Here is a 20,911-nt window from a genome sequence, read left to right as displayed (position 1 = left end):
CGCCATCGCCCGGCCCAGTTCCGGCTGACGCCGGCCGACGGCAGCTCCCCTGCGCCTGTGTCGTACGCACACGACCTACTTCATTCGACTTTAGGAGCCCGCCTTGACCCGCCGTTTCCTCTTCCTCCTCGGCAGCCACCGCAGCGACGGGAACACCGAGTTGCTCGCCCGCCGGGCCGCCGCGCAGTTGCCCGGTGACATCGAGCAGCAGTGGATCTCGCTCGCCGAGCATCCGCTCCCCGATTTCGACGACCTGCGGCACGGCGAGGGGTACCCGAACCGGCCCGAGCAGGGCAATCTCGCACTGCTCCTTGACGCCACCCTCGCCGCGACCGACATCGTGATCGCTTCGCCCGTGTACTGGTACTCGCTGTCCTCCCACACCAAGCGCTACCTGGACACCTGGACTTCCTGGATGGAGACCCCCGGCCTCGACTTCAGGACGGCCGTGGCCGGACGCACCCTGTGGGGCGTCACCACCTCCGCGGGCGACCTGCCGTGGCTCGCCGATCCGCTGGTCAGCACCATCAACAACTGGGCCGCGTTCATGAAGATGCGCTTCGGCGGGGTCCTGCGCGGCAACGGCACCGCGCCTGGCGATGTCCTGAAGGACACGGAGGTACTGGCGCGCGCGAAGACGTTCTTCGCACAGGAGCCGCCGCTCGCCCGCTTCCCAGAGGGTTACACACGAGCCGGATCCGACACGGAACCCGCCGCCTGACCTCGGGCGCGGCCGAAGCGCCGCCCGGCAGCCGCGTCTCGCCGGTTGTCAACGGAAAGCTGTACGGCGTCACCGTCGACAACCGGACCTCGCTGCTCGACCTGTTGCGCGAGCATCTCGGCCTGCCCAGCTCGAAGAAGGGCTCCAGCGCGGCTTCTGCACCCCGGGGCAGATCATGTCCGGCGTGGGCTGCCTCTCCTACACCAGAGTCTCCGACATGCGGGGCGCGCTCGACGCCGAACGCCGGGGCGGCCGTTACATCGCCGGCGGCACCACGCTCATCGACCTGATGCGCGAGACCGTCGAACGCCCCGGACGCAACAGAGCCCATCCTGCGGTCCGCAGCTCACACCATGTCAAGGAGTACGACGCTGTGTTCCCCCACGCGAAACTGCTGAGTGCTGGTGGCGCCTCACGCAACGCTTGCCGGGGCGCTGTCACGTTGTTGGGGACGTGGGTGTCTGACGGGGTGCCAGGGTGTGGCTGGCCCAGGCGTCAGCCTAGGCTCAAGCTGTGGTGGGCTGGCCGGCGGCACCTGTGATCTGGTCCCAGATCGCGAAGCGGTTGATCATCTCGGTGCGGTGTTCGGTGGCGTTCATCAGGTGCCGTCGGGGTCGGAAGTGGGGTGAGATGCCGCTGAACGCGGACAGGAACCGCTGGGCTGCGCCGGTGCCGCGGAAGCCTTTCATTGCCCGTTCGCGCTGCCTGGTTGGCTGGTGGCTGTTCTCCGCCCGGTTGTTCAGATACTTCGACTGCCGGTGCTCGACGGAGGGCATGACCTCGCGATGAGCCGCGCCGTAGGAGCGGAGCTTGTCGGTGACGACCACCCGCGGCACCGCACCGGTCCTCTTCATCAGCCTGCGGAAGAAACGCCTGGCCGCAGCCTTGTCCCGCCGGTTCTGCACCAGGATGTCCAGGACATTGCCGTCCTGGTCGACAGCCCGCCACAGGTACTTCTGTTCCCCATTGATCTTGATGAAGACTTCGTCCAGGTGCCACTTGTCCCCGGGCTGGGGCTGTCGGCGGCGCAGCGCGTTGGCATAGGACTGCCCGAACTTGGCGCACCAGCGGCGGATCGTCTCGTAGGAGACGACGATCCCGCGCTCGAGCATGAGCTCCTCGATCTCGCGGAACGACAGCGGGAAGCGGAAGTACAGCCACACACAGTGGGAGATGACCTCGACCGGATACCGATGCCCCTTGTACGACGGCGACACGGCCCCCACAGACAGTCCCCTCCAGCACAATCAACCAGAAGATCATCCCACCCGGCCAACCAACGTGACAGCGCCGAAACGGGCGGTCGGCAAGGACATTAGGGACAGCCGGGAGGGGCGGCCGGATCCGTGGAGGGCGGCGCGGCGGGAGCAGGCGCATCCGGTCCTGGACATGATTGGCACCGACGTCAAGGTCGCGGCCGTCCTGCTCAGCGTCCTTCTCATGCCCGCGTTGATCTTCCTCGTGCGCGAGAGCATGCCCTCCCCCCTCCGCCACCAGCGCGGCGACAAGCCTGAGGTACGGGAAGCCGGATGCGCCGGGGGGAACCAGAACAGCATCCCCACCTGCTTTCCCTACCAGCTGACCTGGCGGCTCCCGGCCTCTCGCACGACAAGCACCACGCTCGCCCTGGACTCCGACACCGACAAGCGGGACGTGACGGGCACGCTGCGGCTGGGCGAGGGCTGTGACGCAGCGGTGAAGTGGTCCCTCACGGCCGGCGAGCTCGACGTGGCGCATGGCGTCCTCACCGCCAGGGACAGCGAACGCGAGTTGTCCCGGTTCCTCGCCACCGATGCCATGACCATGGAGTTCCGTGCGGAACGCGCGGACACCGCTGGCTGTACGTCTGTGGTGGCGTGGGAGGACGCCACCCTGGAGTGAGAAGGGGCCGGAGGTTCCCACCGAACCTCCGGCCTCTTGGGCGCACTGACGAAGCCTGTCGTCGTCACCGCAGTCGTCGCGCTCGCGGTCGGCTATCTGCTCAGACGGCTGCGTCCGTGGCGGCGCCTGGGCGACCGGGCGGCCGATCAGGTCCGCTTCATCGGGGCGTGGGTGCGGGGCGGCGCCGGGTGGCAGGCCGTCGTCGTCCTGGTCCACGTCGTCACCGCGCGCACCAGCTGGCGCGTGATGTGGACCGCAGGGTCGTTAGGCCGGGTGACTCCATAGAGCCGGGCCCCGGGGATGTCCTGGCTGATCCCCCGGGGCCTGTGGTGTGTCCGACTCTGGATCAGATCTCTCCGGCCGCCGTGGCGGTGAGCCAGTTGGCGGCTTCGGCGTCGGTGAGAAGAAGCGCCTGCGTCTGGTGGGCGGTGCCGTCCTGGACGACGTGGAAGCGGCCCAAGTGCGTGCTGGGCTTCGGGGCGGGGCCGGCTATCGGGGCGAGCCGCTGCCAGGTGTTGGCGCTGACCCGCGCGAGGATCACGGTGGCGAACTGCTCGCGGGCGGCAGGGGTGAGACTGCCGTTGGCGACCCGGCCGTTGTGGAGGACGTGGATGCGGGCCTGGCGTCCTGCGTACAGGACGTCCTCGAGCGCGGTGAGGGCCGGGGACTTCTTCGGGTCTCCCTCCCGCCGGGAAGGTCTCCCAGTAGCGGGCGAGGTGCCGCAGGGTGTCGTCGGCCCGGTCGAAGACAACCATCAGGCGCGGCGAGGCCAGACCGCATCGCGCCCACAGGGCAAGGTGGAGGTGGGTGATGTCGCTGAAGCCGACCAAGGGTTTTGGGTCGCGCCGCAGGGCGTCGATGTCCAGGTCGTCGACGATGCGGTAGGCGCCTTTGCCGCCCCGGGTGGCAATCACCGCGCGGACTCCCGGGTCACCGAACGCGGAGTTCAGGTCGAAGACGCGATCCTCATCTCGGCCAGCCATCCCATTGGTCGAAGACGTGCTCGCCCAACTCGACCCGCAGCCCCCATGACGTCAGTAGCTCGACGCCACGGGCGACTCCCTCGCGGCTGGGTGGACTGGCTGGAGAGACGATCCGCACCCGATCCCCGGCCGTAACCGCGGCGATTGCACGGTCTGATGACTGTCGCAGTTGTCCATGCCGGGATCTTCCTACACTCGCCGAGCCGAAGGTGAGCCGTCTACATCAATCACTCACCGTCATCGCAGCCAGGCAGCCGTCAGCGAATACGCAACACCTGAACATGCGAGCTCACCAGTCCCGAGGCCGTACCCAAACAGGTGGTCGCCGTCTGCGAGCAGCATTACGCAGCTGTGACCGGACCAGCTCCGTGTAGGGGGGCAAGGAGCCTTCCCGGAAGCTCGTGGGCATCGCGCTGCAGACCGTTGAATCGAGGGGTGGCGCGTTGACCAAGCAGCTAATCTGACGTCCTCGGGGGACAGGGTGGTGCGGGTGGCGGGGGCCGTTCGGCGGTACAGGCGAGTGGTAGCCGGTGGGCTGCTACTCCTCAGTGTGCTGCTTGCACTGGTCACGGCACATGTGGAGTGGGTGCGGACCGCCGAGCGGGTGTATGAGTCCCCGCTGGTCGACGCGGATACGGACGGCGCGACCGTGTCAGACAACGAGGCGGAGACGGCACGGAGGTATCGCGAGCAGAAGCCGAGGGTCCGGACCGGGCATACAACGCTTCGGGTCCTGCCGACGCCCGGACCCAGCATCGCCCTATGGAAAGCCACTGGGAGCGTGGTCGCCGTGGATCGAGGTCCCCGACGACTTGGTGGCCGGGGCGAGGCCGGCGTAGGAGGCCAGGTGGGCGGCGGACGGGAACGAGCTGCCGTCGCCGATGGTGACCAGGAGGACTGCGGCGGTCCTGACGCCGACGCCGGGCATCGACGTCAGGACCTGGGAAAGAGGGTGGGCCTCCAGCAGGGCCTCGATCTGGGCCTCAAGGGCCCGGCGCTGGTCGTGGACGGCGGCCAGCGACTTCGCCAGCGAGGGCACGATCACATCGAGTGTGGCCGTGCCGGGAACGACGACGGTCTGTTCGTCGAGGGCGGTGAAGATGTCGTCGACGAGCCGGGTGGCCATGCGGGGCGCCTTGGGCCGGATGAGCTCGACGAGCTTGCGGCGGCCGGCCTTGCGCAGAGCGGCGGGGGATCCGTAGCGCTCCAGGAGCCAGGTGATGGCGGGGTGGTCCAGGCGGGGTCCCAGGACGCGTTCGAGGCTGGGGTGGAACTGGGTGAGCAGGCCGCGGATGCGGTTGGAGGTGCGGTTGGCCTCGCCGGCCAGGTCCTGGTCGAAGCCGGCCAGCAGGGTCAGTTCGGCGGTGATCTCGTCGGCCGGTCCGAGATGGCGCAGGGTGTGGGGCATGGTGCGGGCGGCGTCCGCGATGACGGCCGCGTCGCGGGCGTCGGTCTTGGCCTCGCCGGGGTAGAGGTCGGCGATCCGCCTCATCGCCAGGCCGGGAAGGTAGGCGACTGGGCAGCCCGCGTGGCGGGCAACGGTCAGTGGAAGGGCGCCGATGGAGGCGGGCTGGTCCACGATCACCAGGACGGTGCCGAACTTGGTCCTGAGTTTGTCGAAGACGGCCCGCAACTGGGGTTCTCCGTTCGGCAGCGGCTTGTCGAAGACCTTCTTCCCGGCCGGGGTGAGCCCGTGGCCGTGGTGGTTGCTCTTGCCGACGTCCAGGCCGAGGAAGACGCCCACCTGGTCGATGTCGATCACCGTGCCCCCACATGCGTCGATGCTGTGCCGGCCTCGTGGTCGGGGCCGTTCGCGCGCATCCACGTTATGCAGACCTGCCGCCTGCGGGTGGCCCGGCATTGCGCCGGACCGGACGGCGGTCGGACCTCTGATCAGGGTCTCCGACGGCACCCCTCGGGCCCGGTGACACCACCCCCCAGGTCATCCGATCGACAGGGGGCAACAGCCATGCCGGGCCCGGAGGCCAGCGGCCCTCTTGCAGGACCGTGAAGAAGATAACGGGGGGGGGACAGGTGGGGGTAGGTATCGCGTTCTCCGCTTCCAGCGGCGTGGGCGGCCCGGTCGGCGCCTCCGCCCGGCGTCCCCGGGGCCGACTCGCTCCGGCCGCCGGACCCGGTTCCGCAACGTCTCCGGGGTGACCCCCAGATCAGCGGCGACCGACCTGATCATCGCTTCCGGCCGCGACTCGTACAACGCGACCGCGTCCGCCTTGAACTCCGGCGGATAGTGCTTCATGACCACGGGACATCCGTTCTCCCGGACTCAAGATCCAAGTGTCTCGGGTGTCCAAGATCCGGGGTCAGGCCCCGTTGTCACCTGGCCCCTCCTTCAGACGCCATCCGCTTTCCGAACGTGATCGTTTGATTCGGGCTTGGTGGGCATGAACTCCGGCTGGCGGCGGGAGAGATGGGCGTGGTTCGTCCGTTCGTCTCGCTTGTGGAGGTGGCTGGTGCCGTCGGTGCTCGGTCTGCTGGAGACCCGGGAGAAGAAGGTCCGGGAAGAGGTCGCGCGGTTGCGGGAGGAGGCCGAGCGGGTGCAGGCCGCCCTCGGCGAGGCGGAACGCGCACTTCAGCGTCTTGCGGATGCCCGTGTGACGGTGGCCGAGGTGCTGGCCGAGCCTCCGCGTGCGGTCGTGGAGCCGGTGGGGAGCGCGGTGGCGGGGGCGGTGGTGCCGCGACGGGCCGAGGGGATGCCGGCGTCGGTCCTGCCCGCAGACTACCAGCGGATCATGTCCGTGCTGGAGTCGGCTGCGGGCCGGGAAGGAATGCGGTGCCAGCAGCTGGCCGCGGCCCTGGGCCTTCAGGCGGTTCCGGCGAAGGTCGAGGGGCTGCGGTCGAAGGCGAAACGCCTGGTGGAACGAGGGTGGGCGCTCCAGACGCGGCCGGGGGTGTTCACCCCGCTCGGGGCGCCTGGCTGAAGGCTGCGGGGCGGCCGGCCAGGCGGCTGCTCATGAGCATGGTCATGGACCACAGCACCATGGCCTCGTGCATGGCGGGCAGCGTCTCGTAGTCGCGCACCAGGCGACGCGAGCGCATCAGCCAGCTCAGCGTTCTTTCCACCACCCACCTGCGCGGCAGCACCACGAACCCCGTGGTGTCGTCGGAGCGTTTGACGATCTCGAGCGTGAGGTGGAGATTCTCGGCCGCCCAGTCGACCAGGCGCCCCGCATAGCCGCCGTCCGCCCAGACGAGCCGGACGGAGAAGTACAGCCTGCGCAGTCGTTCCAGCACAGGCACTGCGGCGTCCCGGTCCTGCACGTTCGCTGCGGTCACCGCGACGGCCAGGACCAGGCCGAGGCAGTCCACCACCAGGTGCCGTTTACGCCCGCCCACCCTTTTGTCGCCATCCCAGCCGGACGTGGAGCGCGGGATGTTCGCCGCTGCCCGCACTGACTGCGAGTCCACGACGGCGGCCGTCGGGTCCGGCGAACGGCCTTCCTGCTGACGCACCTTGTCGCGCAGCCGGTCGTGGAGCTCGGCGAGCAGACCTGTCACCTGCCAGCGGCGGGCGAACGCGTGCACCCGCCGGTACGGCGGGAAGTCACAGGGCAGGTTGACCCACTTCACGCCGTTGTCGACGACATAGCGGACCGCGTCCAGCATGACGCGGTGGCAAAAGCCCTCCGGCCGTCCGCCCCGCCCCTGAAGCCACGCGGGTACTGGCAGCAGCGGCCGGAGGATCTGCCACTCGGCCTCCGTCAGGTCGGAGCCGTAACACCGCACGCGGTCCGGTCCGTCCGCCGCGTTGCCGAACTTGTGCGCGAGACAGTCACACGCAGGAGACGGCGCGTTGGACTCCACGGACGCAAGCGCGACAGAATGCGGCAACAGGGCCTCCTGGTACTGCTCGGTTGGGATCGCAACCCCGAGCTACCAAGAGGCCCTGCCGCCATGCCCCGACCACCGAGAGATCACCCGAACAGGAACCCTGTTCGACTGACCAAGCCTGCCGAACGGTAAGCGGATGGCGTCTCAGCGCAGGCTGATTCTCGCCTCGACCGGCAGATGGTCGCTGCCGGTGGTGGGCAGCGGGCGGATGTGAGTGACGGCTGCCGAGCGGGCCATGACCTGATCGATGCGGGCCAACGGGAAGGCGGCGGGAAAGCTGAGGGCGAAGCCCCGTTCTGCCACGTTCATCCGTGAGGTCAGCGGGGCCAGCCCGCGGTCGTTGACCGTGCCGTTGAGGTCCCCTAGCAGGATCACTGTTTTCAACTGCTCGGCGGCGATGGTCTTGCCCAGCAGGCCGGCGCTCTCGTCGCGCCAGGAGGATGCGAGACCGCTCCCCCGGACACGGACCGAGGGCAGGTGCGCGACGTACGCCGCGATCTCGCCTTGCGGCGTATTGACCACGGTCCGCAGCCCGCGACTCCAGGGCTCCGCGATTCCCTGCGGCTTGATGTCCAGTAGCCGGGTATCGGTAAGCGGATGCTTCGACCACAGTCCGACGGTGCCCCGGACCCCGTGGTACGGGTAGTCCGCAGCGAGAATTTTCTCGTAGATCGGCAGCGCCGAAGGCACCAGCTCCTGCAGCGCGATTAGATCGGGCTTGGCGTCGGACAGGGCACGGGCTGTGCCCACCGGGTCGGTGCTCTCGTCGCTGACGTTGTGCTGCACCACGACCAGGTCGTACGGACCGGTTTTCGCCGCGGGTAGGAGCAGCCCGCCGAAGAGATATGTCCAGGCCGCCACGGGCAGGAGCAGGGCCGCCAGTGCGATGGCTGAACGGCGCAGCAGGGCCAGGCCGAGCAGCGCTACGACGGCGAGGCCGAACCACGGCAGGAATGTTTCCAGCAAACTGCCCAGGCGCACCCCGGTGTTGGGTACCGCCCGGTGCAGCGTCAGCAACCCGGCCGTCAGCACCGCGAAAACGGCCAGCACCCGCCCCTGCGTCCAAACCCACCGGCGTCTGCCGTCCCCTGCTCCGGTGTCACCCGGACGCCCCTGTCCAGTCCTGCGCCGCGCCCACCGGGGCACTGTTGCCTTTCCCGCCGACGTCGTACCGTTGACTGCCCTCTCCACATGGCTTCCCATCGCTCGGCTCATTGCCCAAGACGAATCGCCAGGTGAATCAGTTTCCGTTTCGCGTCAGCGCGTGCCCAGACTCCCGTTCGTGCTCCTGCAAGCTCAGGGTGACAAGTAGCGTGCTGATTCGGTGACAACCACCGTGCCTCTCCGCCGCAGAACGGCAGGTCAACGGCGGCCGGCACGGCCAGTTCGACCATGCCGACGAGGCCGCTGAAGGTCGCCGGGGTCTCGGTGACCGGGAAGCCGGCCTGTGTCCGCACCACACTGCGGGCACCCGTCGCAGCCGGCCACGTAGTCGGCGTCGAAGGTGCGCGTCCCCTCTCCGGTGAGGGCGGTGACCCGCACCGACCGCTCGTACGGCCGCACTCCGCAGACCGTGTGGTCCCGCAGGACGACGGCGCCGGCGTCCCGTGCCCGTGCCGCGAAGGTCTCCTCCAGCGCCGACTGGGGCACGCCGAGGATAGGCGGGCCCTCGGCCGCGGGGCCGAGATCCGCAGCAGGGGCCTGGCGAAGTGGAAGCCGGTCGAGCGCCGGTCGAGCGGGGCCTCGGGGTCGGCGCGGTCCGGCACGCTCAGGTAGCCGCGGCGCAGCAGTGTCTGCACGGTGCGGGCGTGCAGCATGCCGGCCCGGGGCACGTCCCGCGGCTCGGGCCGGGACTCCAGTACCACGGTGTGGACGTGGCGTTCGGCCAGGTCGGCGGCGAGTAGCATGCCGACGGGGCCGCCGCCCGCGACGAGCACCTGGGCCCGCTCTGCCGACGCTGTCATCATCGGCTCCTCACCTGGCGGAGCGCTCGGTCGCGGCGCCCGCGGCGGCGACGTCCGGGGGGTTCACCTCGACGGCCTCGACGGCCGTCGCCGGAGCCTCGGGAGCGGCCGGCCGGGCCACCGGTGCGCGGCGGCGCTCGACGGCGTCGACGGCGCTGCCGGCCAGGGCGGTGATCAGCGCCAAGCCGGCGAAGCCCATCGCCACCCAGCTCGGCGAGAGGTAACCGTGACCGGCGCTGATGGCCAGTCCGGCGGCCCACGGCCCGACCGCGTTGCCGATGTTGAACGCCGAGATGTTGCCGGCGCTGGCCAGGGTGGCCGCGCCCTTGGCCTCGTTCAGGACACGGGTCTGCAGGCCGGGGTTGATGAGGAATCCGGCCACGCCGAACACGATCAGCGTGACGGCCATGAGGACCTTGTTGTGCGCGGTGACGGAGAACGCCGCGAGGGAGACGCCGAGATCACCATGCCCACCCACAGGGTGCGCATCAGGTTCATGTCGGCGAACCGGCCGCCGAGGACGCTTCCGCACAGGGTGCCCACACCGAACAGGACGAGGAGTACGGGCACGACTCCCGCGGAGAAGACGGTGATGTCGGTCAGCAGCGGCGCGATGTAGGAGTAGCAGCCGAACAGCGCAACCTGGCTGAGCGCCGTGGTCGCGAGCCCCAGCCACACCCGGCCGCTACGGAAGGCCGCCAGCTCGCCGCGGACACTCGCCTCCTCGGCGGAACGGTGGGGCGGTACGAGCGTGATGACGCCGATCAGCCCGATCAGGGCCAGCCCGTTGACGACCCAGAACGGGGCCCTCCAGCCCCACTCCTGGCCGAGGAAGGCGCCGAGCGGCACGCCGGCGATGGTCGCGATGGTGAGTCCGCCGAACATGATCGCGATGGCGCTCGCCCGCTTCGACGGCGGGACCAGATCCGCGGCCACCACGGCTCCGATACCGAAGAACGCGCTCTGCGCGACCGCGGTCACCGCCCGGGCGACCAGCAGCACCTCGTAGGTCTGCGCGGTCGCCGCCATGACCTGGCCGGCGAGGAACACCACGAGAAGCACGACGAGCGTGGTCTTCTTCGGCAGCCGTGCCGAGAGCAGTGCCACCGCGGGCGCACCGACGGCGGCGCCCACGGCGAATGCCGAGATGAGGAGTCCGGCTGCGGGGATGGACACCCCGAAGGACTCGGCCAGCTCCGGGAGGAGGGCGGCGATCATGAATTCGGTCGTGCCCAGACTGAAGATCGTCAGTCCGAGTACGAAGAGGGCGATAGGCACAGCGAACGCTCCAAACGGGCGTGGCGGAAGGAGGAGCTCCCACGGGGCGCTGCGAAGGGCCACAGCAGGTGGTCGCACTCGGCGCTGGACGCCGGAACTGCGGTGACGACGCGCGATGACCGGGCGGAGACGGCCGCCTGGATGCGGCGGCCGGGGTGAGCGGCGGACCGTGTGGCGGGCTCGAAGGCCCGCGGAGTCCTCCAGCGATACGGCGGCCACGCTAATCATTCAGGGACGATCGGTCCAGTAAGCGAGCGACTTTCAGCCAGTTAGACGGTGGGCAAAAGCTGTCTATCGCATCGAACTTCGCAGGAAGTGGCCGAACGAGGGTCTGGCGAGCGTCCGCTTTTTTGACCGTTCGGTCCGTCGCTGCTTACGTTCGGGGCATGACGAGACAGCGCGGTTTCGCAGAGGACGAGGCCTTGCTCAAGATCATGCAGGTGTTCTGGACGAAGGGGTACGAGGCGACCTCGGTCTCGGATCTGTGCGAGGCGACCGGTCTGGGACGGGGTTCGCTCTACGCCGCCTTCGGGAGCAAACAGGAGGTGTACGAACGTTCGCTGCGCCGCTATGTCGACGTCACGAACCGGCGCCTGCGGGATCAGTTGTCCCGGCAGGTACCCATCCGCCAGGTCGTCCGCGACCTGCTGATGGAACGCGTCGAGGACTCGCTGTCGGCGCAGGACCGCCCCGGCTGCCTGCTGGTCGGAGCGATCGTCGAGCGGGCCGCGCACGACCCGACGGCGGCGCGCATCGCGCATGACGCGATGAGCGCGACGCAGGCCGCGTTCGCCTCGGCCCTGCACGCCGCCAGGGCGGCGGGCGAGATTCCCGGCGGGGCGGACGTGGCGAGCATCTCCGCGTTCTTCACCACGATGGTGCAGGGACTGCGCGTGATGAGCATCTCCGTCCCGGACCGGGGCCTGCTCACCTCGATCATCGACACCGCGCTGGAGGCACTGCCCGAGTGACGGGCACCGGCGCCGCATAGTCAACACACATCCGAGCGGGCACAGGCCGGCCCGCGGCCGACCCCTGCCCGCTCGGGATAGGAACGCATGTCTGCCAACGACGCCAAGGGCTGCATCATCCGGCGGTCCGAGTTCGTGTTCTCCTCCTTCGACGGGGGGCTGTCACCGAACCGGTGGAACCCGCCATGGGCGCCGAGCTGGTCAAGCTCAACGTCGTGGAGATCGCCCCGGGGGCCGTATGGCGGCCGGGGTGGGCCTTCGAGGAGGAGAACACCGTGGCCGTCCTCCAAGGGAGCCGGCATGGCGATGTCACGGGAGAAAGATTTCCGCTGGGCCGCGGCTCCTCGGTCTACTCGCCCACCGGGCGGACCCTGAACCGGCGGTCGACGACGGGGGCATGACGGCCTACGTCTGGCGCACCAAGCTCGACGGCGGCGAGACCCGGGCGGTCCAGCCCAAGCTCGCCGGAGCCCTCAGCGACGACGACGTCCAGCTGCGCGGTTTCTCGGGCATCGGCGAGGCCCCGACGGAGGGCGAGGGCGCGGTCATGAACTTCGTCTTCTGGCCCGGCCGGCAGCCCTCGCCTGTGCCTGCACTGCGGTGTGCAGCAGCCGGGACAGACCTTCGACGTGCACGTCCACCTGGACAGCGAGGAGGCGTTCATCGCCTTCCAGGGCGTCGGCCAGCTCTACATGTACGACCAGTGGAACGACGTCGAGCCCGGGGACGTGCTGTTCGCCCCGCCGGGGATCCCGCACGGTGCCCGCAAGGCGGCGACGGCCGGGACACGGCCGAGTTCATCACCTGCGGCGGTCCGACCCCCTTCGACCCCGCCCTGTACCGCGCCGCGGGCGTGTCCGCGGACGTAACCGCCGTCTGAGAAACCGACAGGAGAAGTCCCAGTGAACCTTCCCGACAGGCCGGGACACGCCCCGCGTACCCGGGGCCCGGTCCCGCACGGCCAGCTCGACCAGGTGGCCCCCACTCCGCTGCAGGAGGAACTCTGGCAGCGGATGCGGTCGCTGAGCGGGGTCCATCCGGCTCCCGCCCACGTCCCGTACCCGGAGGCGCGCGCGATCCACCTCGCGCCCGAGTTCGGGACCGGACCCGACGACGCGTTCATCCGCAACAGCCGGGAGTTCGCGCCCACCAGCACCCGCCCCAGGACGGGAGCGCGCACCTCACCCTGCCCGAGGAAACCAAGAAGCTGGTGACGGACGCCGGTTGGGGAATTCCGCACCCCATCCAGAACACCGAGCTGGTCTTCGGGCCGCGCGACCGTGACGAGATCGAGGTGGTCCGGCAGATCCTCCTCGCCTCCTACGACTACGCCCGGGGCCGCTGAGCCACGGGACCGACCGACTCCCGGGACGTCCCGGGACACCGACAGAAACGATTTTCAAGGAGTTCAACCGATGACGGTGAAGACAGCTGTGGTGACCGGCGCGAGCAAAGGCATCGGGCCGGCCGTGACCCGCGCACTGGAAGAGGACGGCTTCAAGGTCGTCGGCGCGGCCCGCACCATCACTCCGGAGCTGAAGGAGGCCGCGTCACTGACCGTCTCCGTCGACCTGGCCACGCCCGAGGGACCGGCCGAGCTCGTCAGGCAAGCGCAGGAGGGCCTGGGCCCCATCGACGTCCTCGTCAACAACGTCGGCGCCTTCTCGCCGAGGACCAGCGGCTTCGCCGCGATCGACGACGCGGAGTGGCAGAGCACGTTCGAGTTGAACTTCTTCGGCGTCGTGCGCACCATCCGGGCCGCGCTGCCGCAGCTCGTCGAACGGCAGGGCACCATCGTCAACGTCTCGTCCGCCCGCGCGCGCGGCCCCCAGCCGCCGACCGTGGACTACGGCGCCGCCAAGGCCGCCCTGACCAACCTGAGCAAGGCCCTTTCCATGGAACTCGGGCCGAAGGGCGTCCGGGTGAACACCGTCTCCCCCGGCCCGACCCGCACCCCGGCCTGGACCGACTCCGACGGCTTCGGTGCCGGCCTCGCAGCCGCCTCGGGCAAGGGCCTCGAGGAGTTCCTGGAGGGCTTCCCCGCCGCCGCGGGCCTGACCACCGGCCGGCTCACCGAGCCGGAGGAGGTCGCCGAGGTCGTGCGCGTGCTCGCCGGCGGACGCGCCCGCGCCCTCAACGGCGCCGACCTGGTCGTCGACGGCGGGCAGCTCAAGACCGTCTGATGCCCGAGTGAGCCTGGCCCGGTCGGGCCAGGCTCACTCGCGCGCGGGCACGCCTGCGGTCCGTGTGCGTCCGTACCCACTGTCATCAGCAGCGGCAGGGCCTGAGTCCGCGCCGGGGCCCCGGTCACGTACCCACGGTCCCGCGTGCAGCACTGGCTTCCCGTGGGCCGGCACAACAGCACACCGTCGGCCCCGGCAATGGCCCCGGTACCGGAGGCGTCGATGACCGCGCGGGCGAAGACGCGCTCCTCGCGGCCGTCGGCGGCGGTGAAGTGCACGACGAAGGGCTGGGCCTCGCGGTCGGCGTCGACGACGCGGCCGGGGCCGGTGCGGGAGACGCCGGTGACGGTGGCGCCGAAGCGGACACGCTCGCCCAGGGCATCGGCGAGCGGCTGCAGGTACTGCTCGGCCCAGTCGCCGCCTGAGGGGTACGTGTTCGCGTCGGGCTGGGTCCAGCCGGTGGGCGCCAGCCGCTTCTCGGCAGCCGGATCGGTGACCTCGCCCCAGGTGGAGAACAGCCGCACGTGTGACCACTCGCGCACTGCGGCTCCCGCGGACGCTCCGGCCTCAAGGACCAGCGGCTGAAGGCCGCGTTCGACGCCAGGCCGATCGGGCCGGTTCCGATGACCACGACAGGCATCTCGGTGGTGGTGGGCGCGTTCACCGCGACTCCTTTTTGCTTCGACATCCGTCGATGACTTGCGCCGCCAGCATGGCACCTGCTTCGATAAGCGTCAACATAGACAGTCATCGAATTGAGGGGTCTGGTTCATGGAGTACGTCGATGTCGCGGTCATCGGGGGCGGGCAGTCCGGGCTCGCCGCCGCACACGTCCTGCGCGAGCGAGGGCTGATGCCGGTGGTACTGGAGGCGTCCGGGCGGGCGGCCGGGTCGTGGCCTGGCTACTACAACAGCCTCACACTATTCTCACCCGCGAGGTTCAGCGCCCTGCCGGGCCTGGAGTTCGGCGGGGACGGGGACCGCTATCCGCACCGCGACGAGGTCGTGGACTACCTCACCCGCTACGCGGACCGGCTGGACACGGAGATCCGCACCCACGCCCGTGTCGAGAGCGTGGAGAGCGATGGCGCCGGCTTCATCCTGCACACCGCCGACGGCCGCCGCCTGGGCGCGGCCGGGATCGTCGCCGCGAGCGGCGCCTTCGGCAACCCGCTGCTGCCCGACCTGCCCGGCCAGCAGGGCTTCGCCGGCGAGGTGCTGCATGTCGCCGACTACCGCAACCCCGAGCCGTATGCGGACAAGCGGGTCGTGCTGGTAGGCGGCGGCAACTCCGCCGTCCAGGTCGGCTACGAACTGGCCAAGGTGGCCACCGTGACCCTGGCCACCCGCGCCCCGGTCCGCTTCCTGCCGCAGATCCGCGACGGCAGGGATCTGCACCACTGGCTGACAGCCACCGGCTTCGACCACCTGCCGCCACACTGGCTGCTCCACTACGTCGGCGGCACTCTCGTGCTCGACACCGGCGAGTACCAGGACGCCCTGGAGTCGGGGAGGCTTCAGCGGCGGCCGATGTTCACCGCCCTGGACGGCGACGCGGTGGTGTGGGACGACGGGAGCCGGGAGAAGGCCGACGTGGTCCTGCTCGCCACCGGATACCGGCCCCACCTCGACTACCTGGCCAAGCTCGGTGCGCTCGACGAACAGGGGGCGCCACTGCACGCGGGGGGCCTCTCCGTCACCCATCCCGGACTGGTCTACCTCGGCCTGGAGTTCCAGCGGTCCTTCGCCTCCAACACGCTGCGCGGCGTCGGCCGGGACGCCGCGTACGTGATCGGCTCGCTGGCCGCACACGTCCGCAAGGCCCCGGCCGCCGCCGGTCTGTAACCGCTGACCGGCGAGGGCGGCCCGTGATCGCACGCGGCTCCGCCCCTCGCCCACTGATTCGACATGTGTCAACATCGATGCATGTCGAATACGAAGGTGCTGCCGCCTCTGGAGCCGGAGACCGTGGCGCCGTGCTGCCCGCCGCTGACCGAGCGGCCGTTCACCGCCGAGGAGGCGGAGCGGACCGCGAAGATGTTCAAGGCGCTCGGCGACCCGGTGCGCCTGCGGCTGTTCTCGGCGGTCGCCTCACACCCCAGCGGAGAGGCATGCGTGTGCCACATCTCCGACGTCGGCGTCTCCCAGCCCACCGTCTCCCACCACCTGAAAAAGCTGAAGGAAGCCGGACTGCTCACCTCCGAGCGGCGCGGCACCTGGGTGTACTACCGGGTGGAGGCGTCCGTGCTGGCCGCGATGGGACAGTTGCTCACCGCCCGGTGAGCAACTGTCCCGGCGTGACGGCCAGCCGGGCTGCGCCTCGCCGGACCATCAGCGGGATACGAGCAGGCCGGCTGTCGCGAGGGTGTCCACATCGTTCGTCACAAAACGATCTTGGACACCCTCGTTCTTGTCTCCGCAAGCACCCCTTGGACCACACCACCAGGAGGAACCAGTGTCATACCCGCAACTGCTCACCCCTGAAGAGAAGCTCGCCGACGCGAAGAAGCTGTTGAGCCTCCCGCATATCGTCGTGATCTGCGGCTCCACCCGCTTCATGACCGAGATGACCGAGGCCGATCTGCGGGAGACCAAAGCCGGAAAGATTGTCGTCAAACCGGGCTGTGACATGAAGTCGCCGCACGAACTTTGGTCCGATCCTGTCGAGGCCGAGGCGCTGAAGGTCCGACTCGACGATCTGCACCGAGCGAAGATCCGGCTCGCTGATGAGGTGCTCGTAGTCGGCGACTACATCGGAGACAGCACCCGAGCCGAAATCGCCTACGCCCGGTCGCTGGGCAAGCCCGTGCGGTTCACGCACCCCGAAGTCGACCCTGACGCCTGACCGCCCGCTGCCACCTCCACCGCCAGATCCGCCCGCACGTACGCCCCCGCGAGCTCCGCCAAAAGCGCCTCCCCGGCCTCCGCACTGCGCCGTGAGTGCACGACGACCCGCATCCCGTCTGTCGCCAGCCTCCCCGATCCTCGACGTGGACCCGCTGACCAGGGCGATGGGCCGATCCGCTTGTTCAATCCTCATGCCGCGGATCCTGCCACGGTGACCGTTATGCCTGGGCCACCGCAGGAACACCCGAACAGGAACCCTGTTCGACAGACCAAGCCGGTTGACCGGAAAGCGGATCGCTTCTGAGGTAGCCCCGTCACCCCGGTCCCGGCACCGTGCAAGTCGTGCCCGAGGCCGCTGCACCGATGCCGCCATCTCTCACGAACTCTTCACAGACGCGCCGTATCAAGCGCAATGCTTCGTACTCGTTCAGGAACGTCCCTTACCCTCCCCCTCGTCGGACTTGGGGGCTGCGCCCCCTGGCGTCGTAGGAGGAGGGGGACGACTCCATGTACAGCGTCATCGTCGTACCACCGACGTGCAGCAGCGCGGACGGGCAGGTCAGGATCGCCGCGGGCGAACGGCTGACGTTCGGCAGGGCCGGGACGGACGGCGGACTCACCATCGACCACCAAGGGGTGCCCCGGGTCGCCGGCGAGATCACGGCACACCGGAACTTCTGGCTGCTGAGCAATCTCAGCGCGGACCAGACCTACGTCGTGGACAACCCGGAGGGTGCAGGCGAGCACATCAAGGTCGCGCCGGGCCGGCTGGACGCGCCCGTGCCGTTCGAGTTCTCCCGGGTGGTGCTGCCCGCCGCCGGCGACCTGCTCGCCTTCGATGTCTGGGCGCCGCGCCACGCCTTTCGCAGTGTCGAGCGCCACGGGCTCTCCGGGGCCCTGACCGCACCGGCGTTCGCCCTCGATCGCACCAAGCGGTACTTCGCGGTCCTGGCCGCGCTGTGCGAACCCCGCCTGCGTGGCGAGCCACACGCTCCGCTGCCCGCGGTCGAGCAACTGGTGGACCGGCTGCGGTCCGTGTGGCCCACGGTCAGCCGCTCCGCCGTGTACTGGAACATCGACTACCTCGCCGTCAAGCTGCGGCTGCGGCCCGCCCCGGACACCGCGGAGTCCGGTCTGCGCGTCAACGGCAAGAAGGAGTCGCTGGTGTCCCTGGCGCTCCGCTTCGATCTCATCCGGGAGGACGACCTCGCGGTGCTCGCCCCGGCCCCGAGCGAGGTAGTGCGATGAACAGGTCGTACGCCGTCCGCGTGCCGAAGGGCTACCGGTTGGGCTCCTGGGAGATCCGCGAGCCCCTGGCCTCCGGCGCGTTCGCCACCGTCTACGCGGCCAGACACACCGGTGGCGAAGACCCGGAACTCCCCCGCCAGGCGGCGCTGAAGTTCCTGCCCACCGGCACCCGCACCCCGCGCCAGTTACGTCACCTGCGCGAACTGGCCGAGCGCGAGGTGGAGTTGCTGGAGAGACTGCGCGCACCGCGCCTGATCCGGATGTACGACACGCTCACGGTCGACGACCCGCACCACCCCGAACTCGACGGCGCCACCGTCCTGGTACTGGAGCGCGCCGAGGGCTCCCTGGACGCCGTACTGGAGCACACGCCGAAGCCGGAGGCAGGGCCCGCGCTGCTCGCCCAGATCTGCGAGGGCCTGCACCAGCTGCATCAGGCGGGCTGGGTGCACGGGGACCTGAAGCCCGCCAACGTGCTGCTGATGAAGGACGGTTCGGTACGGCTCGCCGACTTCAACCTGGCCTCCGAGCTGCAGGGCACCCACGCCTACGCACCCGCGTTCGCCACCCCGGACTACACGCCGCCGGAGCTGCTCTGGCCCGAAATCGACGAGCGGGGCACCCGGATCCGCCCCTCCGCCGACATCTGGGCATTCGGCGTCATCGCGCACCTCGTCCTGACGGACTCCTTCCCGCTGCCGGGCGGCAGCACAGAGGCACGCACCGACGCGGCGACGCGCTACTCGGGCGGCGCCGAGGAGCTGCGGCTGTCCCCCGAACTCCCGGAGACCTGGCAGGAGATCGTCCGGGACTGCCTGGCCCCCACGCACAGCGAACGCGCCGCTCGTGTCCCCGACACCCGGGCACTCCTGCGCCGGGTGGAACAGGCCGCGGGCGCCTCCCGGTCGGCCCGGCTGCCACGTCTGCGGCCCCGGCGGTGGCGGCGCCCGGTGCTGGTCGCGGCGCTCCTCGTGGCCGCCGCCCTGGGCGCGACGACGGTGACATACGCCCTGCGCGATGACGCCCCCGCCGCCGCGGCGCCTCCCAGCTGCGAGAAGCCCGCGGTGTACGAAGACGAGCAGCACGGCCGCGGCTACACCGCGGGCTGGAACAGCACATGGGACTTCGTCATCGCCCAGGGCGACGGCGGCAGCCAGGTCCGTGAGGCCCAGTGCCTGCTCCGGTACCTGCACGGCATCACCGAAGTCGGCGAGGTGGACGGCGACTTCGGGCCGCTGACCCATGGGGCGGTCGTCACCTTCCAGAAGCGAACCGGGCTGGACGCGGACGGGATCGTGGGACCGACGACGTGGAGCGCGCTGCGCAAGGGCGGGGAGGTGTGATGCGCCGCTCTCGGTCATGCCGGTCACTGTGCCGCAGGTGTGAGGGCCGTGGACTTCGACAGGCCGCTGTGCTCCGCCATCGACTTCCGCGACCAGTGGGTGGCGTTCTTCGGGGGTCTCCTCCAGCGTCGTGACCACGACCGCTTCTATCTGATCCACGCTGATGGTGGGTGGCCGGCCCGGCCGGGGCTCGTCGACCAAGCCGCACGAGCTCCGCGCCCGAGAGGACCGGGCGGCAGGACGTCGTGGAGCGAACGGACGGCCGCCGCGCACAGCATCGCGTCCGTGAGTTCGAACAGCATGTCACCCCGCCGGGTCAGACACCTGTAGTAGTCGTCCCGGAAGTGTGACGTGAAGTCGAACGCGTCCCGTCGGGCATTCTGGTCCAGCACGCTCACCTCTGCGGCCTTCGTATGAACGTGATTCCGTGCCAGAACGCATGGTCATGCGAGGGCCGTCAGCGCGCCCGGCGAATCCCCCAACGAGTGAGCACGTACGAGGCGAGGTTCGAAGTCAGAAATTGGAAAACTATCTTACTGAGGTTTTCGTTAGTTCTGTGGGGTTGGCGGGTGGATGGTCAGGCCGGTGTGGGTGAGGAAGGACCATGGCAGATGCTGGCTCTGGTTGATGCGGCGGATGCCTTGTTCGGTGGCGTCGGCGACATCGGCGAGGTGGTTGCCGGCAAGGTTGGCGAGTTCGCGTTTCTTGAGCGATGACCACAGCAGTTCCACCGGGTTGAGCTCGGGAGCGTAAGCGGGTAATCGCTCGAGGGTGAGCCAGTTCTGTTCGGCGACCCAGGCGCGCATGGCCCGGCTCCAGTGGGCGGACAGGCCGTCCCAGACCAGGACCACCCGCTCTCCGCGATAGAACGCTTTGAGCTGTTTGAGGACCTCGATGAGAGCGGTGGTGTCGTAGCTGCCGGGCTTGAGGTGGAAACACAGACGGGGCCCGCGGTCGGGGTCGGTGGCGTGATAGCCGAGAGCCGCTGCCATCGAGGCGCGCTTCCAGTTGAGCCGATGCCGCAGGAGCGGAGTACGGCCGCGGGGTGCGTAAGTGCGGCGGATCTGAGGCAACAACGAGACGTCTGATTCGTCGAGGAACACGATCCAGGCACGTGTGTTCACCGCCCTTTTTTGCTACGCGGCCACTCGTGCGCGATCCAGCGGGCGATCTCAGACTCGTCCCGCTCCACCGCCCGACGTTCCGGGCGCTGCAGACTCCACCCCAGCCGACCGGTCAGCAGACGCCAGATCGATGCACGCGACAGAACCACCCCCGTCACCCGCTCGACGACCATGCCGACCCGCTCCAGCGTCCACAGATCGGCCTCGAAGCCGTGCGCCTGGGCGCCTTGCTCCAGCGCTGTCCGCACCCGCTCGACCTGGGCGTCGTCCAGCTTGGGCGGGCGACCGGTGGCCGGGCGTCGTCGCAAGGCGTCAGTGCCGGCCTTCTCCCACACCCGTTTCCACCGCCGCACACTCTCGTCGCTGACCCCCAGCATCAGTGCGATCTCGACATTCGAACGTTCTTGCTCGAACAACTCGGCCGCCCGTACACGCCGGGCCTCGGCCAACTGCGGTCGCGTCAAGGGAGGAACGGCAGGCCCGGAGACAACAGGCGAAGGCTTGAAAGACACGACAACA

23 protein-coding genes and 5 pseudogenes are annotated in these 20,911 nt (G+C 69.6%); 16 read left to right on the top strand and 12 right to left on the bottom strand.

The window, feature by feature from the left end; translation table 11 throughout:
- Positions 1-103 precede the first annotated feature (103 nt).
- A complete protein-coding gene (locus V8690_RS41420) occupies positions 104-721 on the top strand; it encodes an NAD(P)H-dependent oxidoreductase (RefSeq protein WP_149824640.1) in 618 nt (205 codons plus the stop codon).
- Between the two features lie 184 nt (positions 722-905).
- Positions 906-1,034: pseudogene (locus V8690_RS41415) on the top strand (xanthine dehydrogenase family protein subunit M); the annotation flags it as partial.
- Positions 1,035-1,227: 193 nt separating this feature from the next.
- Here V8690_RS41415 and V8690_RS41410 read toward each other — a convergent pair.
- On the bottom strand, positions 1,228-1,947 hold the full coding sequence (locus V8690_RS41410; RefSeq protein ID WP_338785160.1) for an IS6 family transposase: 720 nt from the start codon (positions 1,945-1,947) through the stop codon (positions 1,228-1,230).
- A 163-nt stretch (positions 1,948-2,110) separates the two neighbouring features.
- Here V8690_RS41410 and V8690_RS41405 point away from each other — a divergent pair, with 163 nt between their 5' ends.
- Positions 2,111-2,602, top strand: coding sequence for a hypothetical protein (locus tag V8690_RS41405; RefSeq protein ID WP_338785159.1), 492 nt, complete (start codon positions 2,111-2,113; stop codon positions 2,600-2,602).
- Between the two features lie 36 nt (positions 2,603-2,638).
- On the top strand, positions 2,639-2,887 hold the full coding sequence (locus tag V8690_RS41400; protein WP_338785158.1) for a hypothetical protein: 249 nt from the start codon (positions 2,639-2,641) through the stop codon (positions 2,885-2,887).
- Between the two features lie 61 nt (positions 2,888-2,948).
- On the opposite strand, the gene V8690_RS41395 is transcribed toward V8690_RS41400, so the two are convergent.
- From V8690_RS41395 to V8690_RS41385, 3 genes and pseudogenes are all read right to left on the bottom strand, one after another.
- Entirely contained in the window at positions 2,949-3,353 is a 405-nt protein-coding gene (locus tag V8690_RS41395; protein ID WP_338785157.1) for a hypothetical protein, read from the bottom strand.
- Positions 3,354-4,360: 1,007 nt separating this feature from the next.
- Positions 4,361-5,347 (bottom strand): annotated as a pseudogene (locus V8690_RS41390) (IS110 family transposase); the annotation flags it as partial.
- Between the two features lie 366 nt (positions 5,348-5,713).
- A pseudogene (locus V8690_RS41385) lies at positions 5,714-5,848 on the bottom strand (transposase); the annotation flags it as partial.
- Between the two features lie 208 nt (positions 5,849-6,056).
- Between V8690_RS41385 and V8690_RS41380 the strand changes: the two are divergent.
- Positions 6,057-6,524: a hypothetical protein gene (locus V8690_RS41380; protein WP_338785156.1), complete on the top strand. Its 468-nt coding sequence runs from the start codon at positions 6,057-6,059 to the stop codon at positions 6,522-6,524.
- Here V8690_RS41380 and V8690_RS41375 read toward each other — a convergent pair.
- The 4 genes from V8690_RS41375 to V8690_RS41360 form a co-directional block, all read right to left on the bottom strand.
- Positions 6,499-7,434 carry an IS5 family transposase gene (locus V8690_RS41375; protein ID WP_338785155.1) on the bottom strand — a complete coding sequence of 312 codons (936 nt, stop codon included), beginning with the start codon at positions 7,432-7,434 and terminating at the stop codon, positions 6,499-6,501. The genes V8690_RS41380 and V8690_RS41375 overlap by 26 nt on opposite strands.
- Positions 7,435-7,578: 144 nt before the next feature.
- Positions 7,579-8,637, bottom strand: coding sequence for an endonuclease/exonuclease/phosphatase family protein (locus tag V8690_RS41370; RefSeq protein WP_338785154.1), 1,059 nt, complete (start codon positions 8,635-8,637; stop codon positions 7,579-7,581).
- A gap of 771 nt (positions 8,638-9,408) precedes the next feature.
- Positions 9,409-9,807 (bottom strand): hypothetical protein, encoded by a 399-nt coding sequence (locus tag V8690_RS41365; protein ID WP_338785153.1) that lies wholly within the window; start codon positions 9,805-9,807, stop codon positions 9,409-9,411.
- The gene (locus tag V8690_RS41360) at positions 9,792-10,676 is read right to left on the bottom strand and encodes an MFS transporter (RefSeq protein ID WP_338785152.1); all 885 of its coding nucleotides are present in this window, start codon (positions 10,674-10,676) and stop codon (positions 9,792-9,794) included. Before V8690_RS41360 ends, V8690_RS41365 begins: the two co-directional genes overlap by 16 nt.
- A 386-nt stretch (positions 10,677-11,062) precedes the next feature.
- Here V8690_RS41360 and V8690_RS41355 point away from each other — a divergent pair, with 386 nt between their 5' ends.
- The 6 genes from V8690_RS41355 (at position 11,063) to V8690_RS41330 (ending at position 13,830) form a co-directional block, all read left to right on the top strand.
- Positions 11,063-11,647, top strand: a complete 585-nt coding sequence (locus V8690_RS41355; RefSeq protein WP_338785151.1) for a TetR/AcrR family transcriptional regulator — start codon at positions 11,063-11,065, stop codon at positions 11,645-11,647.
- Between the two features lie 185 nt (positions 11,648-11,832).
- Entirely contained in the window at positions 11,833-12,048 is a 216-nt protein-coding gene (locus V8690_RS41350; RefSeq protein ID WP_338785150.1) for a hypothetical protein, read from the top strand.
- Positions 12,049-12,249: 201 nt separating this feature from the next.
- Positions 12,250-12,516 carry a cupin domain-containing protein gene (locus tag V8690_RS41345; protein ID WP_338785149.1) on the top strand — a complete coding sequence of 89 codons (267 nt, stop codon included), beginning with the start codon at positions 12,250-12,252 and terminating at the stop codon, positions 12,514-12,516.
- Between the two features lie 33 nt (positions 12,517-12,549).
- A complete protein-coding gene (locus tag V8690_RS41340; protein WP_338785148.1) occupies positions 12,550-12,861 on the top strand; it encodes a hypothetical protein in 312 nt (103 codons plus the stop codon).
- The gene (locus V8690_RS41335) at positions 12,858-12,992 is read left to right on the top strand and encodes a hypothetical protein (RefSeq protein WP_338785147.1); all 135 of its coding nucleotides are present in this window, start codon (positions 12,858-12,860) and stop codon (positions 12,990-12,992) included. The genes V8690_RS41340 and V8690_RS41335 overlap by 4 nt, the downstream gene beginning before the upstream one ends.
- Before the next feature lie 70 nt (positions 12,993-13,062).
- Positions 13,063-13,830, top strand: coding sequence for an SDR family oxidoreductase (locus V8690_RS41330; RefSeq protein WP_338785145.1), 768 nt, complete (start codon positions 13,063-13,065; stop codon positions 13,828-13,830).
- A 206-nt stretch (positions 13,831-14,036) separates the two neighbouring features.
- On the opposite strand, the pseudogene V8690_RS41325 reads toward V8690_RS41330, so the two are convergent.
- A pseudogene (locus V8690_RS41325) lies at positions 14,037-14,494 on the bottom strand (flavoprotein); the annotation flags it as partial.
- 107 nt (positions 14,495-14,601) lie between these two features.
- On the opposite strand from V8690_RS41325, the gene V8690_RS41320 reads away from it, so the two are divergent.
- From V8690_RS41320 to V8690_RS41300, 5 genes are all read left to right on the top strand, one after another.
- Complete coding sequence (locus V8690_RS41320) at positions 14,602-15,675, top strand: NAD(P)/FAD-dependent oxidoreductase (protein ID WP_338785144.1); 1,074 nt, start codon at positions 14,602-14,604, stop codon at positions 15,673-15,675.
- An 81-nt stretch (positions 15,676-15,756) separates the two neighbouring features.
- A complete protein-coding gene (locus V8690_RS41315; RefSeq protein WP_338785143.1) occupies positions 15,757-16,113 on the top strand; it encodes a metalloregulator ArsR/SmtB family transcription factor in 357 nt (118 codons plus the stop codon).
- A gap of 172 nt (positions 16,114-16,285) precedes the next feature.
- Positions 16,286-16,675 (top strand): hypothetical protein, encoded by a 390-nt coding sequence (locus V8690_RS41310; protein WP_338785142.1) that lies wholly within the window; start codon positions 16,286-16,288, stop codon positions 16,673-16,675.
- A gap of 509 nt (positions 16,676-17,184) precedes the next feature.
- On the top strand, positions 17,185-17,925 hold the full coding sequence (locus tag V8690_RS41305) for an FHA domain-containing protein (RefSeq protein WP_338785141.1): 741 nt from the start codon (positions 17,185-17,187) through the stop codon (positions 17,923-17,925).
- Positions 17,922-19,268, top strand: a complete 1,347-nt coding sequence (locus tag V8690_RS41300; RefSeq protein ID WP_338785140.1) for a protein kinase — start codon at positions 17,922-17,924, stop codon at positions 19,266-19,268. Before V8690_RS41305 ends, V8690_RS41300 begins: the two co-directional genes overlap by 4 nt.
- Before the next feature lie 50 nt (positions 19,269-19,318).
- Here V8690_RS41300 and V8690_RS41295 read toward each other — a convergent pair.
- The 3 genes and pseudogenes from V8690_RS41295 to V8690_RS41285 all read right to left on the bottom strand — a co-directional run.
- Positions 19,319-19,472: pseudogene (locus V8690_RS41295) on the bottom strand (IS630 family transposase); the annotation flags it as partial.
- A gap of 344 nt (positions 19,473-19,816) precedes the next feature.
- Complete coding sequence (locus V8690_RS41290) at positions 19,817-20,392, bottom strand: IS630 family transposase (protein ID WP_338785139.1); 576 nt, start codon at positions 20,390-20,392, stop codon at positions 19,817-19,819.
- Positions 20,389-20,856 carry a winged helix-turn-helix domain-containing protein gene (locus tag V8690_RS41285; RefSeq protein ID WP_338785138.1) on the bottom strand — a complete coding sequence of 156 codons (468 nt, stop codon included), beginning with the start codon at positions 20,854-20,856 and terminating at the stop codon, positions 20,389-20,391. The genes V8690_RS41290 and V8690_RS41285 overlap by 4 nt, the downstream gene beginning before the upstream one ends.
- Positions 20,857-20,911 lie beyond the last annotated feature (55 nt).

This window comes from Streptomyces sp. DG1A-41, from assembly GCF_037055355.1.
Classification (GTDB): domain Bacteria; phylum Actinomycetota; class Actinomycetes; order Streptomycetales; family Streptomycetaceae; genus Streptomyces.
This window is presented reverse-complemented; position numbering and strand designations above follow the sequence as displayed.

Excerpts from the sequence above, each read along its gene's own strand:
- V8690_RS41405 (WP_338785159.1), top strand. The coding sequence starts at position 2,111 with ATGATTGGCACCGACGTCAAGGTCGCGGCCGTCCTGCTCAGCGTCCTT.
- V8690_RS41370 (WP_338785154.1), bottom strand. The coding sequence starts at position 8,637 with ATGGGAAGCCATGTGGAGAGGGCAGTCAACGGTACGACGTCGGCGGGA.
- V8690_RS41365 (WP_338785153.1), bottom strand. The coding sequence starts at position 9,807 with ATGGCCGTCACGCTGATCGTGTTCGGCGTGGCCGGATTCCTCATCAAC.
- V8690_RS41355 (WP_338785151.1), top strand. The coding sequence starts at position 11,063 with ATGACGAGACAGCGCGGTTTCGCAGAGGACGAGGCCTTGCTCAAGATC.
- V8690_RS41350 (WP_338785150.1), top strand. The coding sequence starts at position 11,833 with ATGGGCGCCGAGCTGGTCAAGCTCAACGTCGTGGAGATCGCCCCGGGG.
- V8690_RS41330 (WP_338785145.1), top strand. The coding sequence starts at position 13,063 with ATGACGGTGAAGACAGCTGTGGTGACCGGCGCGAGCAAAGGCATCGGG.
- V8690_RS41320 (WP_338785144.1), top strand. The coding sequence starts at position 14,602 with ATGGAGTACGTCGATGTCGCGGTCATCGGGGGCGGGCAGTCCGGGCTC.
- V8690_RS41315 (WP_338785143.1), top strand. The coding sequence starts at position 15,757 with ATGTCGAATACGAAGGTGCTGCCGCCTCTGGAGCCGGAGACCGTGGCG.
- V8690_RS41305 (WP_338785141.1), top strand. The coding sequence starts at position 17,185 with ATGTACAGCGTCATCGTCGTACCACCGACGTGCAGCAGCGCGGACGGG.
- V8690_RS41300 (WP_338785140.1), top strand. The coding sequence starts at position 17,922 with ATGAACAGGTCGTACGCCGTCCGCGTGCCGAAGGGCTACCGGTTGGGC.